The sequence below is a fragment of the Pelagibacterium flavum genome (assembly GCF_025854335.1).
GTDB lineage: Bacteria > Pseudomonadota > Alphaproteobacteria > Rhizobiales > Devosiaceae > Pelagibacterium > Pelagibacterium flavum.
On sequence record NZ_CP107716.1, the window covers coordinates 3,075,647 to 3,095,560 of the forward strand.

20 protein-coding genes are annotated in these 19,914 nt (G+C 61.0%); 8 read left to right on the forward strand and 12 right to left on the reverse strand.

Annotated features, from left to right (window positions below; genetic code table 11):
• The first annotated feature begins 40 nt into the window (after positions 1-40).
• Complete coding sequence (locus OF122_RS15495; RefSeq protein WP_264225089.1) at positions 41-601, forward strand: hemerythrin domain-containing protein; 561 nt, start codon at positions 41-43, stop codon at positions 599-601.
• A gap of 20 nt (positions 602-621) precedes the next feature.
• Here OF122_RS15495 and OF122_RS15500 read toward each other — a convergent pair whose 3' ends face one another.
• On the reverse strand, positions 622-1,644 hold the full coding sequence (locus tag OF122_RS15500) for an SDR family oxidoreductase (protein ID WP_264225090.1): 1,023 nt from the start codon (positions 1,642-1,644) through the stop codon (positions 622-624).
• An 80-nt stretch (positions 1,645-1,724) separates the two neighbouring features.
• On the opposite strand from OF122_RS15500, the gene OF122_RS15505 reads away from it, so the two are divergent.
• Positions 1,725-2,285 carry a TetR/AcrR family transcriptional regulator gene (locus tag OF122_RS15505; protein WP_264225091.1) on the forward strand — a complete coding sequence of 187 codons (561 nt, stop codon included), beginning with the start codon at positions 1,725-1,727 and terminating at the stop codon, positions 2,283-2,285.
• Here the strand turns inward: OF122_RS15505 and OF122_RS15510 are convergent.
• Both OF122_RS15510 and OF122_RS15515 read right to left on the reverse strand, forming a co-directional pair.
• Positions 2,282-2,515, reverse strand: a complete 234-nt coding sequence (locus OF122_RS15510; RefSeq protein WP_264225092.1) for a hypothetical protein — start codon at positions 2,513-2,515, stop codon at positions 2,282-2,284. The genes OF122_RS15505 and OF122_RS15510 overlap by 4 nt on opposite strands.
• A gap of 378 nt (positions 2,516-2,893) precedes the next feature.
• Positions 2,894-3,640, reverse strand: coding sequence for an SOS response-associated peptidase (locus OF122_RS15515; RefSeq protein ID WP_264225093.1), 747 nt, complete (start codon positions 3,638-3,640; stop codon positions 2,894-2,896).
• A gap of 48 nt (positions 3,641-3,688) precedes the next feature.
• Here OF122_RS15515 and OF122_RS15520 point away from each other — a divergent pair, with 48 nt between their 5' ends.
• From OF122_RS15520 to OF122_RS15530, 3 genes are all read left to right on the forward strand, one after another.
• The gene (locus OF122_RS15520) at positions 3,689-4,096 is read left to right on the forward strand and encodes an NUDIX domain-containing protein (RefSeq protein WP_264225094.1); all 408 of its coding nucleotides are present in this window, start codon (positions 3,689-3,691) and stop codon (positions 4,094-4,096) included.
• Positions 4,093-4,458, forward strand: coding sequence for a TIGR02301 family protein (locus tag OF122_RS15525; RefSeq protein ID WP_264225095.1), 366 nt, complete (start codon positions 4,093-4,095; stop codon positions 4,456-4,458). The genes OF122_RS15520 and OF122_RS15525 overlap by 4 nt, the downstream gene beginning before the upstream one ends.
• 113 nt (positions 4,459-4,571) lie before the next feature.
• Positions 4,572-4,847, forward strand: a complete 276-nt coding sequence (locus OF122_RS15530) for a hypothetical protein (RefSeq protein WP_264225096.1) — start codon at positions 4,572-4,574, stop codon at positions 4,845-4,847.
• A 10-nt stretch (positions 4,848-4,857) separates the two neighbouring features.
• Here the strand turns inward: OF122_RS15530 and OF122_RS15535 are convergent, their stop codons facing one another.
• Positions 4,858-5,586, reverse strand: coding sequence for a TetR/AcrR family transcriptional regulator (locus tag OF122_RS15535; protein ID WP_264225097.1), 729 nt, complete (start codon positions 5,584-5,586; stop codon positions 4,858-4,860).
• A gap of 357 nt (positions 5,587-5,943) precedes the next feature.
• On the opposite strand from OF122_RS15535, the gene OF122_RS15540 reads away from it, so the two are divergent.
• Complete coding sequence (locus OF122_RS15540) at positions 5,944-6,435, forward strand: DUF6653 family protein (RefSeq protein ID WP_264225098.1); 492 nt, start codon at positions 5,944-5,946, stop codon at positions 6,433-6,435.
• Between the two features lie 4 nt (positions 6,436-6,439).
• Positions 6,440-7,708, forward strand: coding sequence for a glycosyltransferase (locus OF122_RS15545; protein ID WP_264225099.1), 1,269 nt, complete (start codon positions 6,440-6,442; stop codon positions 7,706-7,708).
• Here OF122_RS15545 and rlmN read toward each other — a convergent pair.
• The 7 genes from rlmN to OF122_RS15580 form a co-directional block, all read right to left on the reverse strand.
• Complete coding sequence (gene rlmN, locus OF122_RS15550) at positions 7,677-8,729, reverse strand: 23S rRNA (adenine(2503)-C(2))-methyltransferase RlmN (RefSeq protein ID WP_264225100.1); 1,053 nt, start codon at positions 8,727-8,729, stop codon at positions 7,677-7,679. The two genes, OF122_RS15545 and rlmN, sit on opposite strands and share 32 nt — an antisense overlap.
• 281 nt (positions 8,730-9,010) lie before the next feature.
• Entirely contained in the window at positions 9,011-9,886 is an 876-nt protein-coding gene (locus tag OF122_RS15555; protein ID WP_264225101.1) for a bifunctional helix-turn-helix transcriptional regulator/GNAT family N-acetyltransferase, read from the reverse strand.
• Positions 9,887-9,918: 32 nt separating this feature from the next.
• Positions 9,919-10,488, reverse strand: coding sequence for a TetR/AcrR family transcriptional regulator (locus tag OF122_RS15560; RefSeq protein WP_264225102.1), 570 nt, complete (start codon positions 10,486-10,488; stop codon positions 9,919-9,921).
• Positions 10,489-10,547: 59 nt separating this feature from the next.
• Positions 10,548-11,453 carry a lipid kinase gene (locus tag OF122_RS15565; protein ID WP_264225103.1) on the reverse strand — a complete coding sequence of 302 codons (906 nt, stop codon included), beginning with the start codon at positions 11,451-11,453 and terminating at the stop codon, positions 10,548-10,550.
• Between the two features lie 90 nt (positions 11,454-11,543).
• A complete protein-coding gene (gene tdh, locus OF122_RS15570) occupies positions 11,544-12,584 on the reverse strand; it encodes an L-threonine 3-dehydrogenase (protein WP_264225104.1) in 1,041 nt (346 codons plus the stop codon).
• Positions 12,585-13,775: a glycine C-acetyltransferase gene (locus OF122_RS15575; protein WP_264225105.1), complete on the reverse strand. Its 1,191-nt coding sequence runs from the start codon at positions 13,773-13,775 to the stop codon at positions 12,585-12,587.
• Between the two features lie 189 nt (positions 13,776-13,964).
• A complete protein-coding gene (locus OF122_RS15580; RefSeq protein ID WP_264225106.1) occupies positions 13,965-14,534 on the reverse strand; it encodes an XRE family transcriptional regulator in 570 nt (189 codons plus the stop codon).
• Positions 14,535-14,791: 257 nt separating this feature from the next.
• Between OF122_RS15580 and putA the strand changes: the two genes are divergently transcribed.
• Positions 14,792-18,466 (forward strand): trifunctional transcriptional regulator/proline dehydrogenase/L-glutamate gamma-semialdehyde dehydrogenase, encoded by a 3,675-nt coding sequence (gene putA / locus OF122_RS15585; RefSeq protein WP_264225107.1) that lies wholly within the window; start codon positions 14,792-14,794, stop codon positions 18,464-18,466.
• 60 nt (positions 18,467-18,526) lie between these two features.
• Here the strand turns inward: putA and OF122_RS15590 are convergent, their stop codons facing one another.
• Positions 18,527-19,864 carry a dihydroorotase gene (locus OF122_RS15590; protein ID WP_264225108.1) on the reverse strand — a complete coding sequence of 446 codons (1,338 nt, stop codon included), beginning with the start codon at positions 19,862-19,864 and terminating at the stop codon, positions 18,527-18,529.
• Positions 19,865-19,914: the final 50 nt, after the last annotated feature.

Consider the following 19,914-nt stretch of genomic DNA (forward strand, 5'->3'; position numbering starts at 1 on the left):
GCCTAGATTGGGGCCGATACTAAACGGACCTCACATTGCCATGCTTCTCGATATTGCCTTTCTTGACGATTCCACACGCCCGAGGGCGCCCAAGCTCGAAAATCTAACCGCCCATCAGCGCGCACCGGGCCGGCACCTCAAGATGATCCACGATCATCTGCGGCAGAACGTTACCGTGTTGCGCAACATGATCGATGAGGTGATGGCGGGCGAGAAATCGGTCGAGGAGGTCGAGGCGGAGACCGAAGCGCTGACGATGGTTTCCAACTATCGCCAGTTCGGTAATTTGTGCGGCCAGCATTGCCAGACCGTGCATATGCATCACTCGATCGAGGACGCGCACATCTTTCCCGCGCTCTCTGAAAAGGGTGAGGCCTGGAAGAAGGTGATCGACCGGCTACAGGCCGAGCACGAAATCGTGCATGCGCTGCTCGTCAAGCTGATTGCGGCTCTCAACGCGCTGGTGGGCGATCCGAGCGCTACAAATTTTGCGCAGGCGCGCGAGATCAACGACACACTTGAGCGCGTGCTGCTCTCTCATCTCGGTTACGAGGAAGACGAGATCGGGGACGCGCTGGGGTATTTCGAGATCGGGGTTTAGGGCCCGTTGCCCTACAGACGCTAAACCAATCCCTGCGCGATCAGACTTTCGCCTGTGGCGACGAACGATTTTTCTGCAGGAGTCAATTTGCGGTCGAGCAGACGCACGACACTCGAGGAATCGAGCCGCTTGATCACACCGAGTTCTCCCAGATTGGAGCGGACGTCCCTATCGAACAGCGCGTAGAGACGGACGGCCCAGTCGGGTAGTTCACGCCGGGGGATCTTCTTGGCGTAATCGGGAAATGCGTGGCGCAGCAGAGTTGCGACCTCGGCAAAAAACATGGTGCGTTCTCCCATCGGAAAACGGTGGCCGCCGGCTTCGGGGGAGACCATTGCGGCAAGGTGAGCCTGGGCAACGTCTCGCACATCGACAGCGACGAGTGGAATGCGCGGGGAGGCCGGCACCGAGCCGTTCATCAGCCGCTGGACGAGCGTGACCGAGGTTCCAGGGTCTTCATTGAGTAGCGGTCCGAAAATTCCCGACGGATTGATCGTCGCCAAATCCCGTTCGCGATCGGCTGCGCGCATGATTTCCCAGGCGCGGCGCTCGGCCAGCGTTTTGGACTCGATATAGGGGGTCACGCCTCGGCCCTCGAGATTGGTCCAGTCATTGGCAGTAAACGGGGCGGTACGGGCTTTCTCGTGCCCATAGGCGATGGCGGCCATGGATGAGGTAAGCACAATGCGCTCGACGTCGGCGGCCAGCGCGGCATTGAGAGCCCGTTCAGTGCCGCGAACGGCGGGCCGGATCAGATCGTTCTTGTCCTCAGGCATCCGCAGGACAAAGGGCGAGGCGGTGTGCTGGAGAAAGCGCACACCGTCCATTGCGGCCTGCCAGCCGTCGTCGCTTTCCAGATCGAGGGCCACAAATTCCAGGTTCGCGATATCGGCTCCCGCATTGGCGAGCATCGCCTTGACGCTGTCGGCGCGGGAGAGATTGCGCACGCTGCCGCGCACGGTATAACCGGCATTGAGCAATTGGAGAGCGACATGGCCGCCCAGAAAGCCGGATATGCCGGTGAGAAGAACGCGATCGGTCATGGGTTCTATCCGACGGATTGAAAATATTGAACGATATATACGATATTCGTTCAAAACGTTCAATAGGAGTGTTTCAGGTTTTGGCCAACCTTTCTCCACGGGTATTGGAAAAGCGCCGCCGCATCCTCGATGCAGCGCGCGAGGTGATGCTCAGGACCGGATTTCGCGCGACGACGATGGAGGCGATCGCCAAGGAGGCGGGTATCGCCAAGCCCACCCTCTATGCGCAGTTTTCGGACAAGGACACGCTGTTCGAAGCCCTTATCGAAGAACTGGTCAGCGAGAAGGCCAAGGTGTTCGCCCGCGCTTTCGAGGCCGAGGGGCCATTGGCGGAACGGGTGGGCAACGGGCTGGCAGAGATGTTTGGAGGCATAGCCGACATGCTGCAGGGCTCGCCACATGCAGCCGAACTGGTGAACGAGCCGCAGCGGCTGGCTCACAAATTCAAACGGGCAGACGATGCAGTTGCAGATAGCCTCAAGCGCGCTTTTTCCGATGCCGGAATCGACGATGGCGATCGCCTTGCAACGGTACTCTTGGCGTCGGGGGCAGGGATACTGGGAAAATACCCCGATGGCGACGCCGTGCGCGGCGCCATCAGGCTGTTGTGTGATCGGGTGATCCGGGGCTCTCTGCCTTAAGCGACAAGTCCACTGTCATTGCCGTCATTGGGCTCGAACGAATTGGCGAGTTCCGTCGCCCCTTCGACCACGGCCTCCGCCGCGGCGCGAGCGGCGTCGATGGACTGGAAAATCCGACCATCGAGCGGAAACACGCCCAGCTTGACTGCCATGAAACGGAAATCCTGGCCGTTGGGAACAACGACACCCTGGGGTTCACCGGCAACTGAAATAACGATTGGCTTGGTCATGATCGAACACTCTGCGATACGCGATTCCGCCCAGCCCCGGGCGGTGCTAACAGTCTAATGTGAGGGTCTTGTGACGGGGCGGAGAGGCTAACTATCAGCCGCTATACGCGCCACATCCAGGAGCGACACATGAGACTGGTACGTTTGAGATTAAATCGTACGCAGGTGTCCTCGGACGCGGTCAGGCGTGTCCATGCAGTTTGTGTTACCATGATGCCGTTCTCCAGCCTGACCTCGGGACACCGCACTTGGTGCCACGAGAGATAAATAACAAGGCTTGACGAAAAAATCGAGTGCGTTTGTGTCAAATCGACATGCGAGCACGAAAATTCCTGCTCCAAGAACGAGCGATCGGGGAACCGGTTCCGACCCGAAACCTTAAAAAAGATCGAGCTGTGTCGACTTTTTTGTCTTGACTGTCATGGACTTGTCATTGGTGTCGTCGGGGATCGTTTCGCTCACGGGTGCGATGAGATCGGCCCCCTCGTTGGCGGCAGAATTGACTCGGGTCGAGACGGGATGAAAGGCCATCACGCCGGCCGGTTGAGGCACCACGAAGGGCTCCACCTCGGCGAATCGCACGTTTTTTGTATCGAGCCAGGCATCGATCTGGCCACCCCGCATGAGGGCCGGCATACGGTCGTGAATGTGGGCGACATCTGGTCCGGCAGGCACTGTAATTGTCGCGACGGTATCGATTTCCTCGCCATCGGGGCCCATCCAGCTCGAATAGAGCCCGGCAAGGGCCAAGGGCTCATTGTCCTTGAGGGTGATGTAATAGGGCTGCTTCTTGCCGTTGGGCAGGGTCTGCCATTCGTAATAGCCCGAAGCCGGCAGGATGCAGCGCTTGTGTTTCACCGAGTCGCGGAAGGCGGGCTTGGTCGCCATGGTTTCTGCGCGGGCGTTGACAAGGAGCGGGAACTCCCGCGGGTCCTTGACCCATCCAGGCACCAACCCCCAACGGGCGAGCTTTGCCGTGCGTCGCATGGCATCATCGACCCAAATGGCGATCACGGGCTGGGTGGGAGCAATGTTGTAGCGCGGCACGGACTGAATTAGGTTGTCGGTAGCAAATATCTGGCGCATCGCCTCATCTGGCAAGGTAACCGCGTATCGTCCGCACATGAGTCTTTGTTCTCCGTTCCCGACCACTATAGCAATGGCAGCGAGCACATGAAGCCCGACGCATGCTCGATCGGGCTTTTCAATGGCGATCAGGTGTTGTTGATTCAGCGCGCCTATGCGCCTTTTCTGGGCATGTGGACGTTTCCGGGTGGGCGGATGGAGCCAGGGGAAACCCCGCTCGATTGCGTGCAGCGCGAATTGTTCGAAGAAACCCGGCTTCTGGTTTCCAATCCCATTCAGGTGCTGGTCGAGACTGTGGGAGAAGGCGCAAAGACCTACACCCTGGCGGTGTTTGCAGCCCACTGCCCTATGGCGGCGCCGGTTATCAGCCACGAAATCAGCGATTGGGACTGGGTGCATGTGGACGAGGTGCACGCCTATCGCACGACCGACCACCTCGCCGAGATTGTTCACGCCTGTGCCCAGTGTCTCGGGCTCGCGGGGGTGGAACGATGAAAGCGATCCGGTGCCTGTTTGTTGTGGCGATTCTCGCCGCCCCCTCCTCCGCTCTGGCCGTCGATCCGCCCTATCAGGGGCAGATGGAACGGCTGTCGGAAATCCTGGGCTCGCTCTATATGCTGGCCCCCTTGTGCGGAGACCGCACGACAGATTGGCGCGGGCAGATGGCCGAGTTGATCGAACTGGATGAGCCTGACCCGGATCGCCGGGCACGGCTGGCCGGGGCGTTCAACGCGGGATATGAGGCTTATGCCCGCTTTTACCGCAGTTGCACGCCTTCTGCCGAGGTGGCGATAACACGGCTGTTGACCGAAGGGGATTCGCTGGCGCGTGACATTCATCAACGCTACGCGGAATGAAATTTCCCCGTTGAAGGTCTCGGATGCAACGCTCCGGCCCAATTTGACGCGCCACGTTAACCAATTGGTCATTTCCTCTTAGCAGCGCCCCAAAGGCATGCTAACTAGCGATCATGACCACGCGCACCACATTTCCATTTCCGACCGAATCCGCCGCCATCGAGGCCGAGCAGGAAGAACGTCAGATCGCTCTCGAATATCTGGCGGAAGCCTGGAATTCGGCCGATACGGACGGTGTCGATACCGAAGCGCTGGCCCATGCGGCGTTGTTTGCGGCGATCGCCACGCTGGTGCGCGATTATGGCGAAGAGGCCGTCGCAAAGCTGATCGGGAACATCCCGGATCGAATCAGCAACGGCGAATACACGCTCGACAGGGTGTTGCAGTAGGCTCTTTTCGCTAGCGGGCGGATGCCTCGCCGGCGGGTAGCTGCAAGAGCTTTTCCAACGTCCCGGGTTCGATCCAGGTTAGCGAGCGGTCAGGCAGCCCCAGAAGTCTGTCCACGGCAATCCCCTGCATCTCCATTATGCGATAGAGCCGCTCGAGCGCCGGGCCGCGCTCTCCCCTGTCTCGCTCAACCATGGCGGCAGAGATTGCATCATAGGCGGCGGCGTTGAGATGGAGAATGATTTCGACGCAGCTCTCCGGATCGGGGACGTCGAAGACCTTTTCCGCAACGCCGTCGGCAATGACCCGAGAAATCGCCGGCGCGACAATCGCGGTGATAGCACGCCGGATGCGGTCGAACAGCATGACGTTGCCGGGCTGGAACACAGCGTCGAAAGCCTTGCCGATTTCCGGCGCGGCCTGGGTCTTGCGGATGCGCAATTGCCGCAGAATACGGTTAAGGCGCGTGAAGGGATCGAGCCACGGGTCCTCAAGAATGGGCTCGATGGTTGCCAGCGCCTGCACCGCCATCCGCTCGGCCAGCGCTTCTAGCAGCGCCTCCTTGGATTCGAAATGGTGATAAAATCCGCCTTTTGACACACCGGCCATGGCCATGACATCGCCGATGGTGGTGGCCTCATAACCCTTGTTAGCAAACAACGTTTGGGCGCAGTCCACGAGTTGGGCGCGGCGCGCCTCGGGTGGCAGATTTTTGCGTCGTGCAGTGATGGTTGTATTCATCAATTGAAAAACCGACCGTCGGTCTGTATGATCGAAGCATCATGACATCAAGTTGAGAGCGGGTCCAGAGGCATGTTGAACAAGGGGCGGCAAGGGCCGCAGGGCTGGTGCCGTCCGCGACGATGCCGCGGAGCCGAACCGACATTTGGCCCGCGTTCTGGATACTTTTGCCGGCTTGGACAGGGAAGCGGCAGCGCGGCTCTTTGTGCGTCTGCATCGTCCTTCCTTGTCCCACAGATGTCGATTGGAAATCTGCCGGCTCGCGCCGGGGTATACGCAGTGATCGGGTTGTCCTTTGTTGCGATATTGCCGGCTGCCAGAAACAGGCCCTCAGCGACATGAGAAAGGGAAATCAGCGTGCGGTTGGATAAGGCCATCGAATCGGGGATGGGCATGACGGAGGTTTCCTGGCTGCGTCATGCCAACCCCTGGAGCGTGTGGACACGGCTGTTGAGCGTTCCCGCTTTCGCCCTTGCTGTATGGTCGCGCGAATGGATAGGCTTGTGGTGCCTGGCGCCCATTGCCTTGGTTGTCGGGTTTCTCTGGCTCAATACGCGGATCTTTTCGCCCGCCCACGACATGGAGCGGTGGGAAACGCGGGCGATCATGGGCGAGCGGCTGTGGCTGAAGCGCAGGGAGACTCCCCTGCCCGCCCATCACGCGCGCGCGACGTTCTGGATCATTGCGGGGAGCAGTCTTGGAATTCTGCCGCTGATTGGCGGGCTCTACTGGCTCGACGTCTGGGCGACCGCGCTGGGCATTGTGATGATCGTGGGTGGTCAGATCTGGTTTCTCGACAGGCTGGCATGGCTTTACGCCGATAGCGTCGGCCATATGCAGCAGGATTGAGCAGATGTATCGGATCGCTATCACCACCATGGGCACACGCGGCGACGTTCAGCCCTACATCGCGCTGGCGCGCGGGCTGGCCGGGCGTGGGCACAGCGTGATCCTGCTGGCGCCCGAGCAGTTTACCGGCCTGGTTGCCGAATACGGTATTCCTTTTGCACCGCTGCCCGGAGACTTGCTGGCCCTGCTCGACACGCAGGAGGGCAAGGCGGCCATGGGCAGCAGCAAGGGATTTGGTGCCGGGCTCAAGCTCCTCAAACACATGAGGCCGCTAGGTGAAAGGCTTCTGGATGCCGAGTGGGCGGCGATCAGGGCATTCGGCCCCGATCTGATTGTGTTTCATCCCAAGTCCTTCGCCACACCGCATATGGCTGAGGCGCTGGGCTGCCAGCATGTTCTGGCTTCTCCGTTGCCGGGATTTACACCCACATCGGACTTTCCATCTCCGCTACTGCCGTTCGACAATCTCGGTCCGCTCAACAAGGTCAGCCATGTGCTGGGCACGCACGCGGCGAGCATGCTTTTCCGAAAGCTGATCAAGCGATTTCGTCATGACACACTGGGGCTGGCCGGTCGCAGCACCGCAGATGTTCGATCCCTTGGCACCCTTTACGCCTATTCACCGCAGGTTCTGCCTGTGCCCCGTGATTGGGGACCCGATGTGCTGGTGAGCGGCTACTGGTTTCTCGACACACCCGACTGGCGGCCCGATCCGGCATTGGCCGGCTTTCTCGCTGCTGGGCCGGCACCGGTCTATTGCGGCTTTGGCTCCATGCCGGGCGTGGATTCCCGGGCTATGACCGAGACGATCGTTGCAGCGCTGGCGCAGGCGGGAAAGCGCGGGTTGATCGCTACTGGAGAGGGGGCGCTGGAAATCGTCGAGGATCTGCCTGACGTTCTTGCAATTTCAGCGGCGCCGCACGACCAACTGTTCAAGCATGTCGATGCGACCTTGCATCATGGGGGCGCCGGAACGACGGGCGCGGCCCTGCGCGCCGGCAAGCCAACGGCGATCTGTCCGTTTTTCGGCGATCAGCCCTTCTGGGCACGTCGCGTGGCGACGCTTGGGGCCGGCCCCGCTGCGCTGGACAGGAACAATCTCAGCGTGGACGCTGTGGCCAGAGTGCTTACTGCTATGGATGACCATGATATGCGAGCGAAGGCCGCTCAATTGGGTTCGGCGATCAGGGACGAAGACGGCGTGGCGGCCTCGGTTGACTTTATCGAGCGTCGAATGGCGGCTATCGGGCCGTTGCCAAGGGCGAGCCATTGAGATCTCGCAGCCACAATTGCCCGCAGGCGGCGGTGATGTCGCGGCCCTGGGTGTCGCGCACGACGACGGGGATGCCGGCGCGTTCGAGGCCATGGCGGAAGGCGGCGAGTGTGTGATCGTCGGTGCGGCGCAGCGCCACGCCATCGACGGGGTTCCAGCGCATGAGATTGATGCGGGCCGGTTGGCCGGCAAACATCGCGCAGAGCCGATCGAGATCGGCGTGCGTATCGTTGATGCCGGGCAGGACGAGATAGACGAAGGTGACAATTCGGCTGTGGCGCTCGGCCCATGAAAGGGCGCGGGCGACGACCTCGCCGATATCGTGCTTTTTGGCGCCGGGGATAAGGGCGGCGCGGGTTTCCTGCGTCGTGGCGTGGAGGGAGATGGTGAGGTTAATCTTGAGGTGCTCCTCGCGCAGCGCCTTGAGGGCCTTGGGAATACCGATCGTGGAAATGGTCATGCCAGAGGCCGGCAGGGCCAGCCCTGCCCTGTCGCGCAGGATGCGAATGGCTTTGAGAACGTTATCGTAATTGTTGAGCGGTTCGCCGATGCCCATGAAAACGATGCGGTTGACCCTGGGTCCGAGGCGCACGATCTGTTCGACGATTTCGCCAGCGGAAAGATTGCGTTTGAGGCCCGCCTGTCCCGAAGCGCAGAAGCGGCAGGCGAAGGCGCAGCCGACCTGGGAAGACACGCAGGCGGTATAGCCATCGCGCCGCCGGATGAGGACGGTTTCGATGGCGTATCCATCGGGGAGTGCGAACAGGAATTTTTCCGAGCGGGTGCCGCGATCGCGTGACTTGAGCATCAGGCGGCGCATTTCGGTGCCGTGATGCTCACCCCAGCGTTTCAGGTTGTTGGGCAGGTCGGCATGGGGAGAGAAAAGTGCGCGATAAGAGAGCGTGGGACCGTCGGACGCGGCCAGGCGCGCGAACGCGGCGCTGTCGAGATCAAGGGCGAATGGTTTTTTTGCGGCGCGCGGCGAGGCGGCCGCTGTTCTGGTGAGAACGGCGGAAGACATGGAACTGACGGAATCTGTTATCGGGTCGCATCGGGGATCGACGCAGGGCTATATATAACAGACACGTCGGTTATTATCAAGTGGAGGTGGTTTGAACGTGTCGATGGGCCATCTGGGGGCGTTCGCAGGCCAATCTTGGGCTCTGAGTGTACTAGACCCCGGCTCAAGGGCCGGGGTGACGGCGGGGGATTTGAGGGTGGGGGAAACGGCTGCGCCGCCCGATGCTGGATCGCGAGCATGGCCGGGGTTTGGCTGCGGTGGAGCTTGATGTGCGCTCGAAGCTACAGGCGTTTTTCGAAGAAGAAGTCCGGATAGGGATCGTCGTTGAACCGATCGATTTCGGTCCAGCCGGTCTTGCGGTACATGGCGATTGCTTCGGGGAGCGCGCGATTGGTGTCGAGGCGAAGCACGGTGACGCCAAGGTCACGGGCATTGGCTTCCACGGCGGCCATCAGGCGATGGGCGAGACCGAGGCCACGAGCTGAAGGGGCGACCCAGAGCCGTTTGATTTCGGCATAGCCCCTATCGGTCCCCTTGAGGCCGACGCAGCCGATGGGCAGGCCGTCGGAAATCGCCAGGATGAACGCACCTCGCGGGCGGATCATGTCGATTGCGTCAGGGTCCGCGGAACGTTTGACGTCGAAGCCTTCCTCAAATCGGCGCGCCAGTTCCTCGTAATATTGCCGCAGGCAGAAGCGTGCAGGTTCACTGCGCGGATCGACTTCCTCGAGCGCGATCCGGTCGCGGCCGAGGGCAGAGGCGACCATATCCATGGCAGCCAGAAGCGCCTCGGGGTGCGGGTGCCGGTCCAGCAGGGCTTCGGCGCGTGAGTTGGAAATCTCCTCATAGGCTGCAAATTCGTCTTGGCCGGCCGAGGTCAGGACAAGGCGGCGCCGGCGACCGTCTTGCGGGTCGGGCCGGGTCTCGACCAGCCCTTCATCCTCCAGACCGCGCAGGAGGCGGCTCATCAGGCCCGAGTCGAGACCGAGATAATCGCGCAATTGGGTGATGTCGGCGCGACCGTGGCCGATGGCGTTGAGCACGCGGGCCGAGCCGAGCGGCCGTCCGCGACCAAGAAAGGAATCGTCGAGCGCGCCGACCTCGGAGGTGACGGCGCGGGAGAAACGGCGGAAACGAGCAATCGGATCGTGCGACATGATAGCTGACTTAAGTCAGCTATCTGCATCCGTCAATCGAAATGGTGGTCGGGATAGAGAACCGACAGGATGCGGCGGGTTTGATCGATGACGAAAGTGTTGAGCGGCCCCTGTTTGGCGATCAGCCATTGCATGCAGGCACCCTGGATGACCGACTGGATAAGCGATGCGGCAATGGCGGGATCGTGTGGTTCACCGGGCAGGCGTTCGTGGATGGCGGTGAGGACAAGCGCGTTGCGTTCCCGCGCCAGGCGATTGAGCTCTTGGTCGACGACGTCGTTCCATTCGAGCAGCAGATAGCCGGCGAAATCGTCCCCTGCTCCCATGCCGTCGATGAGATCGGTCAGCATCGCCCAAAGCGGATCGAGGCCGATCTCTTTCGGGGCGGCGGCGAAATAGTCGCGAACCTCTTGCGTGGAGCGCTCCATAACCTTGAAATGAAGGGTTTTCTTATCGGTAAAGCGCTGGATCAGGGCGGCGCGTGAAATGCCGACTTCATTTGCCACGTCACTGAGGGTGAAGCTCGAAGGCCCCTTTGTCAGCAGCACCTTTTGGGCGGCGGCCAGGATCGTGTTGTCAGAATGAAGCTTGGGTCTGGGCATCGGGGCGTCCATCGTGGTCGCCTCTTCGATGACAGAGAGCGGTCCGGTTTGGCAAGGCTTTACGCCGCAGCATTGCCTTCGGGCACGAAGACCGTGATGGCTTTGGGACGGATTTCGAAGCGGGCGGGCGTTTTGGTTATGATGTCGCCATCGACATTGACGTCCATGGGTTGGGCGGTGCGCAACTCAAACGCGACGCATTTTTCGGTGCGCACCTCGCGCCAGGTACCATGCGTGCCGCGACGGAAGGCTCCGAGCATTGTGACCAGTTGCCAGACGTCACGGGCTTCAAGACTGTAGAGGTCGAGCGTGCCGTCATCGATCGTCGCGTCGGCCTCCACAACCGTTCCGCCGCCATAATAGCGGCCATTGCCGACCGCGACCTGGAGCGTCTTGACCTTTGAGGTGCCGCTGGAACTGACGATTTCAGCGTGAAAGGGATGGGCGGTCGAGGCGATCTTGAGGGCTGTCATTGCATAGCCGAGCTTGCCCCAGCGGCGCTTTGTGCCCTTGTCGAGCTTGTTTGCCAGTTCGGCGGAAAGCCCGATGCTCGCTACGTTGAAAAACGGCCGGCCATTGACCAGACCGACATCGATCGTACGGGTGTGGCCTGCAGCGATGATATCGGCTGCGGTCGCAAAATTTTCCGGAATGTGGAGCGTGCGCGCCAGATCGTTCGCGGTGCCCATTGGAATGATGCCCATGGGCAGGCCGGTCTCGATAACAGCCGGGGCCGCCGCGTTCATCGTACCATCGCCGCCGCAGACGATGACCAAATCCACTTCATGGCGACGACGGGCGATATCGGCAGCCAGTTCCTCCGGACTCTGGAAACGCTCGATCACGACCTCAAGGCCGAGAAAGCGCAGCCGTTTGGCGATCGGCTCTACAGCTTCGCTGCCGCGCCTTGCATTGGGATTGACCAGCATCAGGGCGCGGCGGATCTTGGGCGGAACAGGGCTCATGGTGACACTTTCGACAAGAGGCCGGAACGATGAAAGCCGTTGTTAATGTGCCATATAGGGTGAATTTGCGGCGGTCACCTTACCGTTTGCTCATGTTGACCATTCGAGAACGATCTTGCCTGCGCCGCCCTGGATGGCGGACTGGAAGGCGGTGTCGAACTCGGTGGCAGGGAACCGGTTGGTGATGACCGGGCGGATATCGAGCCCCGACTGGAGCATGGCGAGCATCTTGTGCCAGGTCTCGAACATCTCCCGGCCGTAGATGCCTTTGATGGTGAGCATTTTGAGGACCATCTTGGCAAAGTCGTATTCAAACGGTTTGGCGGGCAGCCCGAGCATGGCGATCTTGCCGCCCATGACGAGGTGATCGGTCAGCGTGGCCATGGCGGCGGGGGCGCCGCTCATTTCAAAGCCGACATCGAAGCCTTCATTCATGCCCAGTGATTTCGCGACGGCGCGCAAATCGTCGGATGTGTTGGCGGTGATCACGGCAGGCTCGGTCTTTCTGGCCAGTTCCAGCCGATTGTCGTTGGGATCGGTAATAACGACATGGCGGGCGCCGACATGTTTCGCCACCGCCGCGCTCATGATGCCGATGGGCCCGGCGCCGGCGATCAAGACATCCTCGCCCACCAGATCGAAGGCGAGCGCTGTGTGGACGGCGTTGCCGAGCGGATCGAGGATGGACGCCAACTCGTCATCTACGCTGTCGGGGAGCGGGACGATATTGAAGGCGGGAATTTTGACGTATTCGGCAAAGGCTCCGGGCAGATTGACGCCGACGCCCTTGGTTTCGGGATCGAGATGGAAGCGCCCTGCCCGGCTGGCGCGGGATTTGAAACCAATGACATGGCCTTCGCCCGAAACGCGCTGGCCGATCTTGAGGTGGGTCACGTTGGCGCCGAGCTCAGCAATCGTGCCCGAATATTCATGGCCAACGGTCATGGGTACGGGAACAGCGCCCTGGGCCCAGTTGTCCCATTTATAGATGTGCAGGTCGGTGCCGCAGATACCGGTCTTGGCGACCTTGACGAGAACGTCGTCGGGACCGATTTGCGGGACCGGCACGTCTTCCATCCACAGGCCCGGTTCGGCTTTGGCCTTGACGAGAGCTTTCATGGTGCGGGTCATTCAGATGGCTCCGAGGTCTTTTCCGGCGCTGATGAAGGCGTCAATGGCAAACGAGATGTTGTCGTCGGACAGCCCGGCCGACATCTGGGTGCGGATGCGGGCCTTGCCCTTTGGTACGACCGGGAAGGAGAAGGCGGACACCAGAACCCCCTTGTCCTGCAAGGCCTTGGCCATGCTCTGGGCCTTGACGGCGTCGTGGAGCATCACGGGAATGATGGGAGTTTCGCCCGGCAGGAGATCGAACCCGGCGTCGGCCAAGGCAGAGCGGAAGCGTTTGGTGTGCCGGTCGAGCGTCGCGCGGCGGTCATCGGCCTTTTCGGCGATCTCTATGGCTTTTATGGCCCCGGCGGCGACCGACGGCGGGAGGGCGTTGGAGAAAAGGTAAGGGCGTGCCCGCTGGCGCAGCAGATCTACCACGGGCTGGGGCCCCGCGATGAAGCCGCCCATGGCGCCGCCAAGCGTCTTGCCGAAGGTGCCGGAGATGATGTCGACGCGGTTGCCTGCACCGGTGAGGGCCGGCGTGCCCCTGCCCTTTTCGCCAAGATGGCCGGTGGCGTGGCATTCGTCGATCAGCACGGCGGCCTTGTAGTCTTCGGCGAGGTCACAGATTTCGGGCAATCTAGCGATGTAGCCATCCATGGAAAACACACCATCGGTGACGATGAGCTTGAAGCGCGCACCATCGTCTTCGGCTGCCTGGAGCTGCAGGCGCAGATCATCCATGTCGGAGGTATGGAAGCGGTAGCGCCGGGCCTTGGAAAGGCGCACACCGTCAATGATCGAGGCGTGGTTGAGGGTATCGGAAATCACCGCATCTTCAGGGCCGAGCAGGGTTTCGAAAATGCCGCCATTGGCGTCGAAACACGAACCGAACAGAATGGCGTCGTCCTTTTCGAGATATCGGGCGACAGTCTGCTCGAGTTCTTTGTGAAGCTCATGGGTTCCGCAGATGAAGCGAACCGAGGCCATGCCCGAGCCGTATTTTTCCAGTGCCTTGGCGCTGGCCTCGACCACTTCCGGATCATTGGCGAGGCCGAGATAGTTGTTGGCGCACAGATTGACCATGGTGCGGCCGCCGACGGTGACCTCGCCCTGCTGGGCCGAGCCGATGACCATTTCGGACTTGAAAAGCCCCTCATTACGAATGCCGTCGAGGGTCTGGCTGAGGTGCTGGGCGAAACCGTCCATCATGAGGGCTACTCCTTTTTGTTGGAGGGAGTTTCCAATATATTGGAATTTCCGTCAATGGCATTGGAGGGCCAACGTGACAGGCGTGGGGAGAGTTGCGGCGTGATGGGAAATGTGGAGGCGCTTGGGGTACTGGATCCCGGATCAAGTCCGGGATGACGGTGAGGGCGTGGCACCGGCGAGCGGAAAAGATCAGTTGTAGAGCACGACGAGCCAACCGCTGGCGACGGCGTCCGAGGTGTTGGAAATGGCGTGAGGCACGTCGGCTGAATAGCGCGCGACTTCGCCGGCTGTCAGGGCGGTCGTCGTTTCGCCACTGGTGATGGCGATCCCGTCGGTGAGCGCTGTGAAATGCTCGCGGGTCCGGGGGGCGTGGGGGGCGCTGACAAGAGCGCCGCCGGGCTCGATTTCTACCTGATACCATTCGGTCTTGCCGGCCAGGGCCGGCGGGGAGAGAATTTTCAGCCTACAAGCGCCATCGGGGGAGGCGATCAACGGAACATGATCGGCAGGAACGATGTCGATAAGTGCCGATTTCCGGGCCACCGCATCGCCGGACACGAGATCGGAAAATTCGATATTGAGGGCCTGGGTGAGACTCCAGACAACCGCGAATGTGGGATTGGTTTCGCTCCGCTCGATCTGGCTGAGCATGGAGCGCGACACGCCGGACAGTTTGGCCAGCTGCTCGAGCGTCAGATGCCGCGACTTGCGGGCCATCTGGATCACCGGGCCGATCTGTGGTGGGGTCGTTTCGCTCATGAATTAACGCTTTTAGAGAGGAAACGCTGGGGCGGCAATATTGCCGGCGGAGGTGGAGAATCGCCCGAAACTTCGCATGACGAACGTCATGAAGACGTCGTGTTCTGACAAATTCTGCACAGTTGATGCCATATAGCTCGAAATTCCGTATTTTTTACGAGTTTCTTCGCCCTTATCTCCTAGACCTCCGATGAAACTCGCTTAGTTTCCGCAGCATTCAAGGCATATGCCCGCGCACTCGGGCCAGAGGAGACGTCATGTCCATATCGGTATCCCAGACTTCCCCGTTCGAAGCGTTTTCGGACAGGCCCATAAAGACCGATACGGCACTGCGCGAAGCCATCACTTCAGCCTATCGGCTGCCTGAACCCGAGATCGTTCCGGCACTGATCGACGCGGCAGCGGTTAAGCCGGAACAGGCCAGGGCCATTCGTGCGATTGCCGAGAAGGCCGTTCGGGGCATCCGCGCCAAGGGTGCCGGGGCCGGTGTCGAGGGGCTGATGCATGAATATGCCCTGTCGAGCCAGGAGGGCATCGCGCTCATGTGCCTGGCCGAAGCGCTGCTGCGGACGCCGGACAACTCCACGCGCGACCTGTTGATTGCCGACAAGATTGCGCCGGGCAACTGGCAAAAGCATCTCGGGCTCGACCGCTCGGTCTTTGTCAACGCGGCGACATGGGGGCTGGTGGTAACCGGAAAACTGGTGACGCCGGTCGATGAGTCGGGATTGTCGAATGCGCTGTCGCGGATCGTAGCACGGTCGGGCGAGCCGGTGATCCGGGCCGGCGTGAAGATGGCGATGCGGATGCTGGGGGAACAGTTCGTTGCCGGGCAGGATATCGGCGAAGCAATCAAGAACGCGAGATCGTGGGAAGCCAAAGGATTTGGCTATTCCTACGATATGCTCGGAGAGGCGGCGACCACCGCGCACGACGCGGACCGGTATATGGGCGAATATGTCGAGGCAATTCATGCCATTGGCAGAGGGGCTGCTGGCAAGGGCCCGTATGCGGGGCCGGGCATTTCAATCAAACTTTCCGCGCTGCATCCGCGATATGCCCGCACCAAATATGGGCGGGTGATGGCCGAATTGCTTCCGCGGCTCAAGGAACTGGCGGCATTGGCCAAGTCCTACGACATCGGGCTCAATATCGATGCCGAGGAGATGGACCGGCTCGAACTCTCGCTTGATCTGCTCGAAGCATTGGCCACCGATCCGGATTTCGATGGCTGGAACGGGATTGGATTTGTGGTTCAGGCCTATTCCAAGCGCTGCCCATTCGTTCTGGACTGGATCATCGATCTTGCAAGGCGCTCGAGCCACAGGATCATGGTGCGTCTGGTCAAGGGAGCCTATTGGGACAGCGAGATCAAGCGCGCTCAGATAGATGGGCTGGAAGATTTTCCGGTGTTCACCCGCAAGGTCCATACCGATGTGAGCTATATCGCCTGCGCCAAGAAGCTGCTGGCGGCCCGCGACGTGATATTTCCGCAGTTTGCCACCCACAATGCCCAGACCATGGCGACGATTTATGAACTCGCCGGACCCGATTTCGCGGTTGGCAGTTACGAATTCCAGTGCCTGCACGGCATGGGCGAGCCGCTTTATGAGCAGGTGGTACCCAAGGACAAGCTGAACCGTCCCTGCCGCATTTATGCGCCGGTGGGAAGCCATGAAACGCTGCTGGCCTATCTGGTGCGGCGACTGCTTGAGAACGGGGCCAATTCGAGCTTTGTCAATCAGATCGCCGATGAGGACGTGCCTGTGGACCGGCTGATTGCCGATCCGGTGGAAGTCGCGCGCCAGATTTCGCCGCTCGGTGCTCCCCACGAACAGATCGATCTGCCCAAGGACATTCTGGCCGCCGGGCGGCGCAATTCGCGCGGGATCGATCTGTCCAACGAACAGGCTTTGCGGGCGTTGGAAAAGAGCCTCAAGGCAGGTGCGGAACGGTCATGGGTTGCCAAATCGGAGGATGCCAAGGGCGAGAGCCGGCCCGTGCTCAACCCGGCCGACCATCGCGACGTGGTGGGCGAAGTGATCGAACCTTCAGTGGACCAGATCGACGCAATCATGGCCAGGGCACAGCGCGCCGCACCGGGATGGGCGGCAACACCGCCCGCCGAGCGCGGCGCCATGTTGATGCGGGCGGCAGGCGCCATGGAAAGCCAGATGGAAATCTTCATGTCGCTGGCCATGCGCGAGGCGGGCAAGACTGCAGCCAATGCGATCGCCGAAGTTCGCGAGGCCGTTGATTTCCTGCGCTATTATGGCAAGCAGGTCAAAGAGACCTTTGCCAACGATACCCATATCCCGCTCGGGCCGATGGTGTGCATTTCACCGTGGAATTTCCCGCTGGCGATCTTTACCGGACAGATGTCGGCTGCGCTGGTGGCGGGCAACCCCGTAATCGCCAAACCAGCCGAAGAGACGCCACTGATTGCCCAACTGGCCGTGGATTTGATGCACGCGGCCGGGGTGCCCGCCGACGTGCTTCAGTTTGCACCGGGTGATGGCAAGGTGGGCGCTGCGCTGGTCGGGCATGAAGCGACTTCCGGTGTGATGTTTACCGGCTCGACCGAAGTGGCGCACCTGATCCAGAAGCAGCTTGCCGGACGGACCCTGTCGAACGGCGCGCCGATTCCGCTGGTGGCGGAAACCGGCGGACAGAACGCTCTGGTCGTCGACTCTTCGGCACTGACCGAACAGGTGGTGCTGGACGTTCTGGCTTCCGCTTTCGACAGCGCGGGACAACGCTGTTCGGCGTTGCGCGTTTTGTGCCTGCAAGAAGAAGTGGCCGACAAGACGCTGGATATGCTCAAGGGTGCCATGGGGCAGCTCGATATGGGCAATCCCGACAGGCTGACCGTTGACGTGGGACCAGTGATCACCGCTGAAGCGCGCGATGGGATCAATGCCCATATCGAGGAGATGCGAGGCAGGGGCCGAGCGGTGACACAGCTTGGGCTGCCAACACTGGCGCAACAGGGGACATATGTGCCCCCGACCTTGATCGAGATCAACGATATCCTTGAGCTCGGGCGCGAGGTGTTCGGGCCGGTGCTGCACGTGGTGCGGTTCCAACGCAAGAACCTCGATGCACTGATCGAAAAGATCAACGCGCTGGGATATGGGCTGACCTTTGGGCTGCATACGCGGATCGACACGACGATTGCCGAGGTCTCGTCCAAGATCGAGGTCGGCAACATCTACGTCAACCGCAATCAGATCGGAGCGGTTGTGGGCGTGCAGCCATTTGGCGGGCACGGGCTGTCGGGTACGGGCCCCAAGGCCGGCGGGCCCCTTTATCTAAGGAGACTGGTGCGGACGACCAGTCAGACGGTCTGGGGGTTGCCGGCGCGACAGGCCGGTCCGACGCTGGTGACACTGGCCGAATGGCTGCGCGAAAACAGCCGGAACGACCTTGCCGAGGTGACGCTGAACTATGCCAGCCACCCGGCCATCAACGCCTTTTCCGAACTCGACGGACCGGTGGGTGAGCGGAACACCTATCTGACCAAACCCAAGGGCAAAATCCTGCTCAGCGCCAAGACCTTGACCGGGCTTGTTCATGGGCTGGCCGCGGGGCTGGCCGCAGGAAATCACGTCCTGGTCAAGGCGTCGGGTGATCTTGGGTCGGTAATCCGTGATTTGCCCGAGGATATCAGGCAGCGCGTTGAGGTGGTGCGGAACATCGTACCGGGCTCAGCCCGGGCGGTGTTGGTCGAGGGTGATAGTGAGGCTGTCACTGCAATGGGCAAAGCCGTTGCGGAATGGGACGGCCCGATCGTGACCGTGCAGGGCGCTTCGACCGAAGCGTTGGAGAATGGCGAGGCAGTGTTTGCCATCGACCTGCTGGTCGATGAGGTCTCAACCAGCGTCAACACGGCGGCGGCCGGGGGCAATGCAAGCCTGATGGCTCTGGCTTGAGCGCTCTTTAGGGCCCAATGCCAACCGACCTCTCCCTTGGTAAGGGAGAGGTCAAGTACCTCAATGCTCTGGGCGAAGCGTTTCCATAAAGCGGATGGGCTGACCCTGGGCGGGTGTGACCAGTTCGCCATCCCACATCACGGTGTTGCCGCGGATGATGGTGCCGACCGGCCAGCCCTTGACCGAAACGCCATCATAGGGCGTCCAGCCAGCTTTTGAAGCGACCCAATCATTGGTGATGGTTTGGGTGCGGTTCATATCGACGATGGTGAGATCGGCGTCGTAGCCCACCGCCACCCTGCCCTTGCAGGCGAGGTTGAACAGCCGGTTGGGGCCGTGGCTGGTCATATCGACGAAGCGCTGCAGGCTGAGGCGTCCGGCGTTGACGTGATCGAGCATGATGGGCACGAGGGTTTGAACGCCGGTCATTCCCGATGGTGACGACGGATAGGGCTTTTCCTTTTCCTCGCGCGTATGGGGCGCGTGATCGGAACCGAGAATATCCGCAACACCGTTGGCAACGCCCAGCCAGATGCCTTCGCGATGCTCGGCGTCACGGACCGGCGGGTTCATCTGAGCGTAGGTTCCCAGCCGGGTGTAGGCGGTTTCGTCCAGCGTCAGATGATGCGGGGTGACTTCGACGGATGCGACGTCCTTGTGATCGGCGAGGAAGGCAATTTCCTCTTTTGTCGAAATGTGAAGGACATGAATGCGTTTGCCGGTCTTGCGCGCGATGCGCACAAGGCGTTCGGTGCATTGGAGCGCTGCTTGCGGGTCACGCCAGACAGGGTGGGAGGACGGGTCACCTTCGACGCGGAAGCCTTTCCGGTCTTCAAGCCGGTATTCGTCTTCTGAATGGAAGGCGGCGCGGCGGGAGATGGCCGAAAGGATCGCTTCGACGCCGTCATCGTCGGCGACCAGAAGCGAGCCGGTCGACGAGCCCATGAAGACCTTTACGCCAGCGCAGCCGGGCAGTCGTTCGAGTTTGGGCAATTGGGCGACGTTTTCGCGGGTACCACCGATATAGAACGCGAAATCGCAATGCATGCGATCGGTGGCGCGGGCGATCTTGTCCTCGAAGGTTTCGCGGGATGTGGTCAGCGGATTGGTGTTGGGCATTTCGAAAACGCCGGTTACTCCGCCCATCACGGCCGACAGAGAGCCGGACTGAAGGTCCTCCTTGTGGTCGAGACCAGGTTCGCGGAAATGGACCTGGGTATCGATGACACCAGGAAGGATGGTAAGGCCCGTGCAATCGACATCGTTATCGGCGGTGTCGGACAGAAGCGAGCCAATGGCAGCGATGCGCCCCTTGATGATCCCGATATCAGCGCTACCTATGCCGTCGTGATTGGCCAGCGTGCCGCCTCTGAAAATCGTATCGAAGTGGCGACTCATGGCATACCTCCGGCTCGGCGACTGAATGGGGCGGGTTTAACGGATGGCAC

Coding starts and splice junctions, on each gene's coding strand:
- OF122_RS15510 (WP_264225092.1), bottom strand. CDS start 2,515: ATGACCAAGCCAATCGTTATTTCAGTTGCCGGTGAACCCCAGGGTGTC.
- OF122_RS15500 (WP_264225090.1), bottom strand. CDS start 1,644: ATGACCGATCGCGTTCTTCTCACCGGCATATCCGGCTTTCTGGGCGGC.
- OF122_RS15530 (WP_264225096.1), top strand. CDS start 4,572: ATGACCACGCGCACCACATTTCCATTTCCGACCGAATCCGCCGCCATC.
- OF122_RS15535 (WP_264225097.1), bottom strand. CDS start 5,586: ATGAATACAACCATCACTGCACGACGCAAAAATCTGCCACCCGAGGCG.
- OF122_RS15565 (WP_264225103.1), bottom strand. CDS start 11,453: ATGAGCCCTGTTCCGCCCAAGATCCGCCGCGCCCTGATGCTGGTCAAT.
- OF122_RS15575 (WP_264225105.1), bottom strand. CDS start 13,775: ATGATGGACGGTTTCGCCCAGCACCTCAGCCAGACCCTCGACGGCATT.
- OF122_RS15515 (WP_264225093.1), bottom strand. CDS start 3,640: ATGTGCGGACGATACGCGGTTACCTTGCCAGATGAGGCGATGCGCCAG.
- OF122_RS15580 (WP_264225106.1), bottom strand. CDS start 14,534: ATGAGCGAAACGACCCCACCACAGATCGGCCCGGTGATCCAGATGGCC.
- OF122_RS15560 (WP_264225102.1), bottom strand. CDS start 10,488: ATGCCCAGACCCAAGCTTCATTCTGACAACACGATCCTGGCCGCCGCC.
- rlmN (WP_264225100.1), bottom strand. CDS start 8,729: ATGTCTTCCGCCGTTCTCACCAGAACAGCGGCCGCCTCGCCGCGCGCC.
- OF122_RS15525 (WP_264225095.1), top strand. CDS start 4,093: ATGAAAGCGATCCGGTGCCTGTTTGTTGTGGCGATTCTCGCCGCCCCC.
- putA (WP_264225107.1), top strand. CDS start 14,792: ATGTCCATATCGGTATCCCAGACTTCCCCGTTCGAAGCGTTTTCGGAC.
- OF122_RS15520 (WP_264225094.1), top strand. CDS start 3,689: ATGAAGCCCGACGCATGCTCGATCGGGCTTTTCAATGGCGATCAGGTG.
- tdh (WP_264225104.1), bottom strand. CDS start 12,584: ATGACCCGCACCATGAAAGCTCTCGTCAAGGCCAAAGCCGAACCGGGC.
- OF122_RS15590 (WP_264225108.1), bottom strand. CDS start 19,864: ATGAGTCGCCACTTCGATACGATTTTCAGAGGCGGCACGCTGGCCAAT.
- OF122_RS15495 (WP_264225089.1), top strand. CDS start 41: ATGCTTCTCGATATTGCCTTTCTTGACGATTCCACACGCCCGAGGGCG.
- OF122_RS15555 (WP_264225101.1), bottom strand. CDS start 9,886: ATGTCGCACGATCCGATTGCTCGTTTCCGCCGTTTCTCCCGCGCCGTC.
- OF122_RS15545 (WP_264225099.1), top strand. CDS start 6,440: ATGTATCGGATCGCTATCACCACCATGGGCACACGCGGCGACGTTCAG.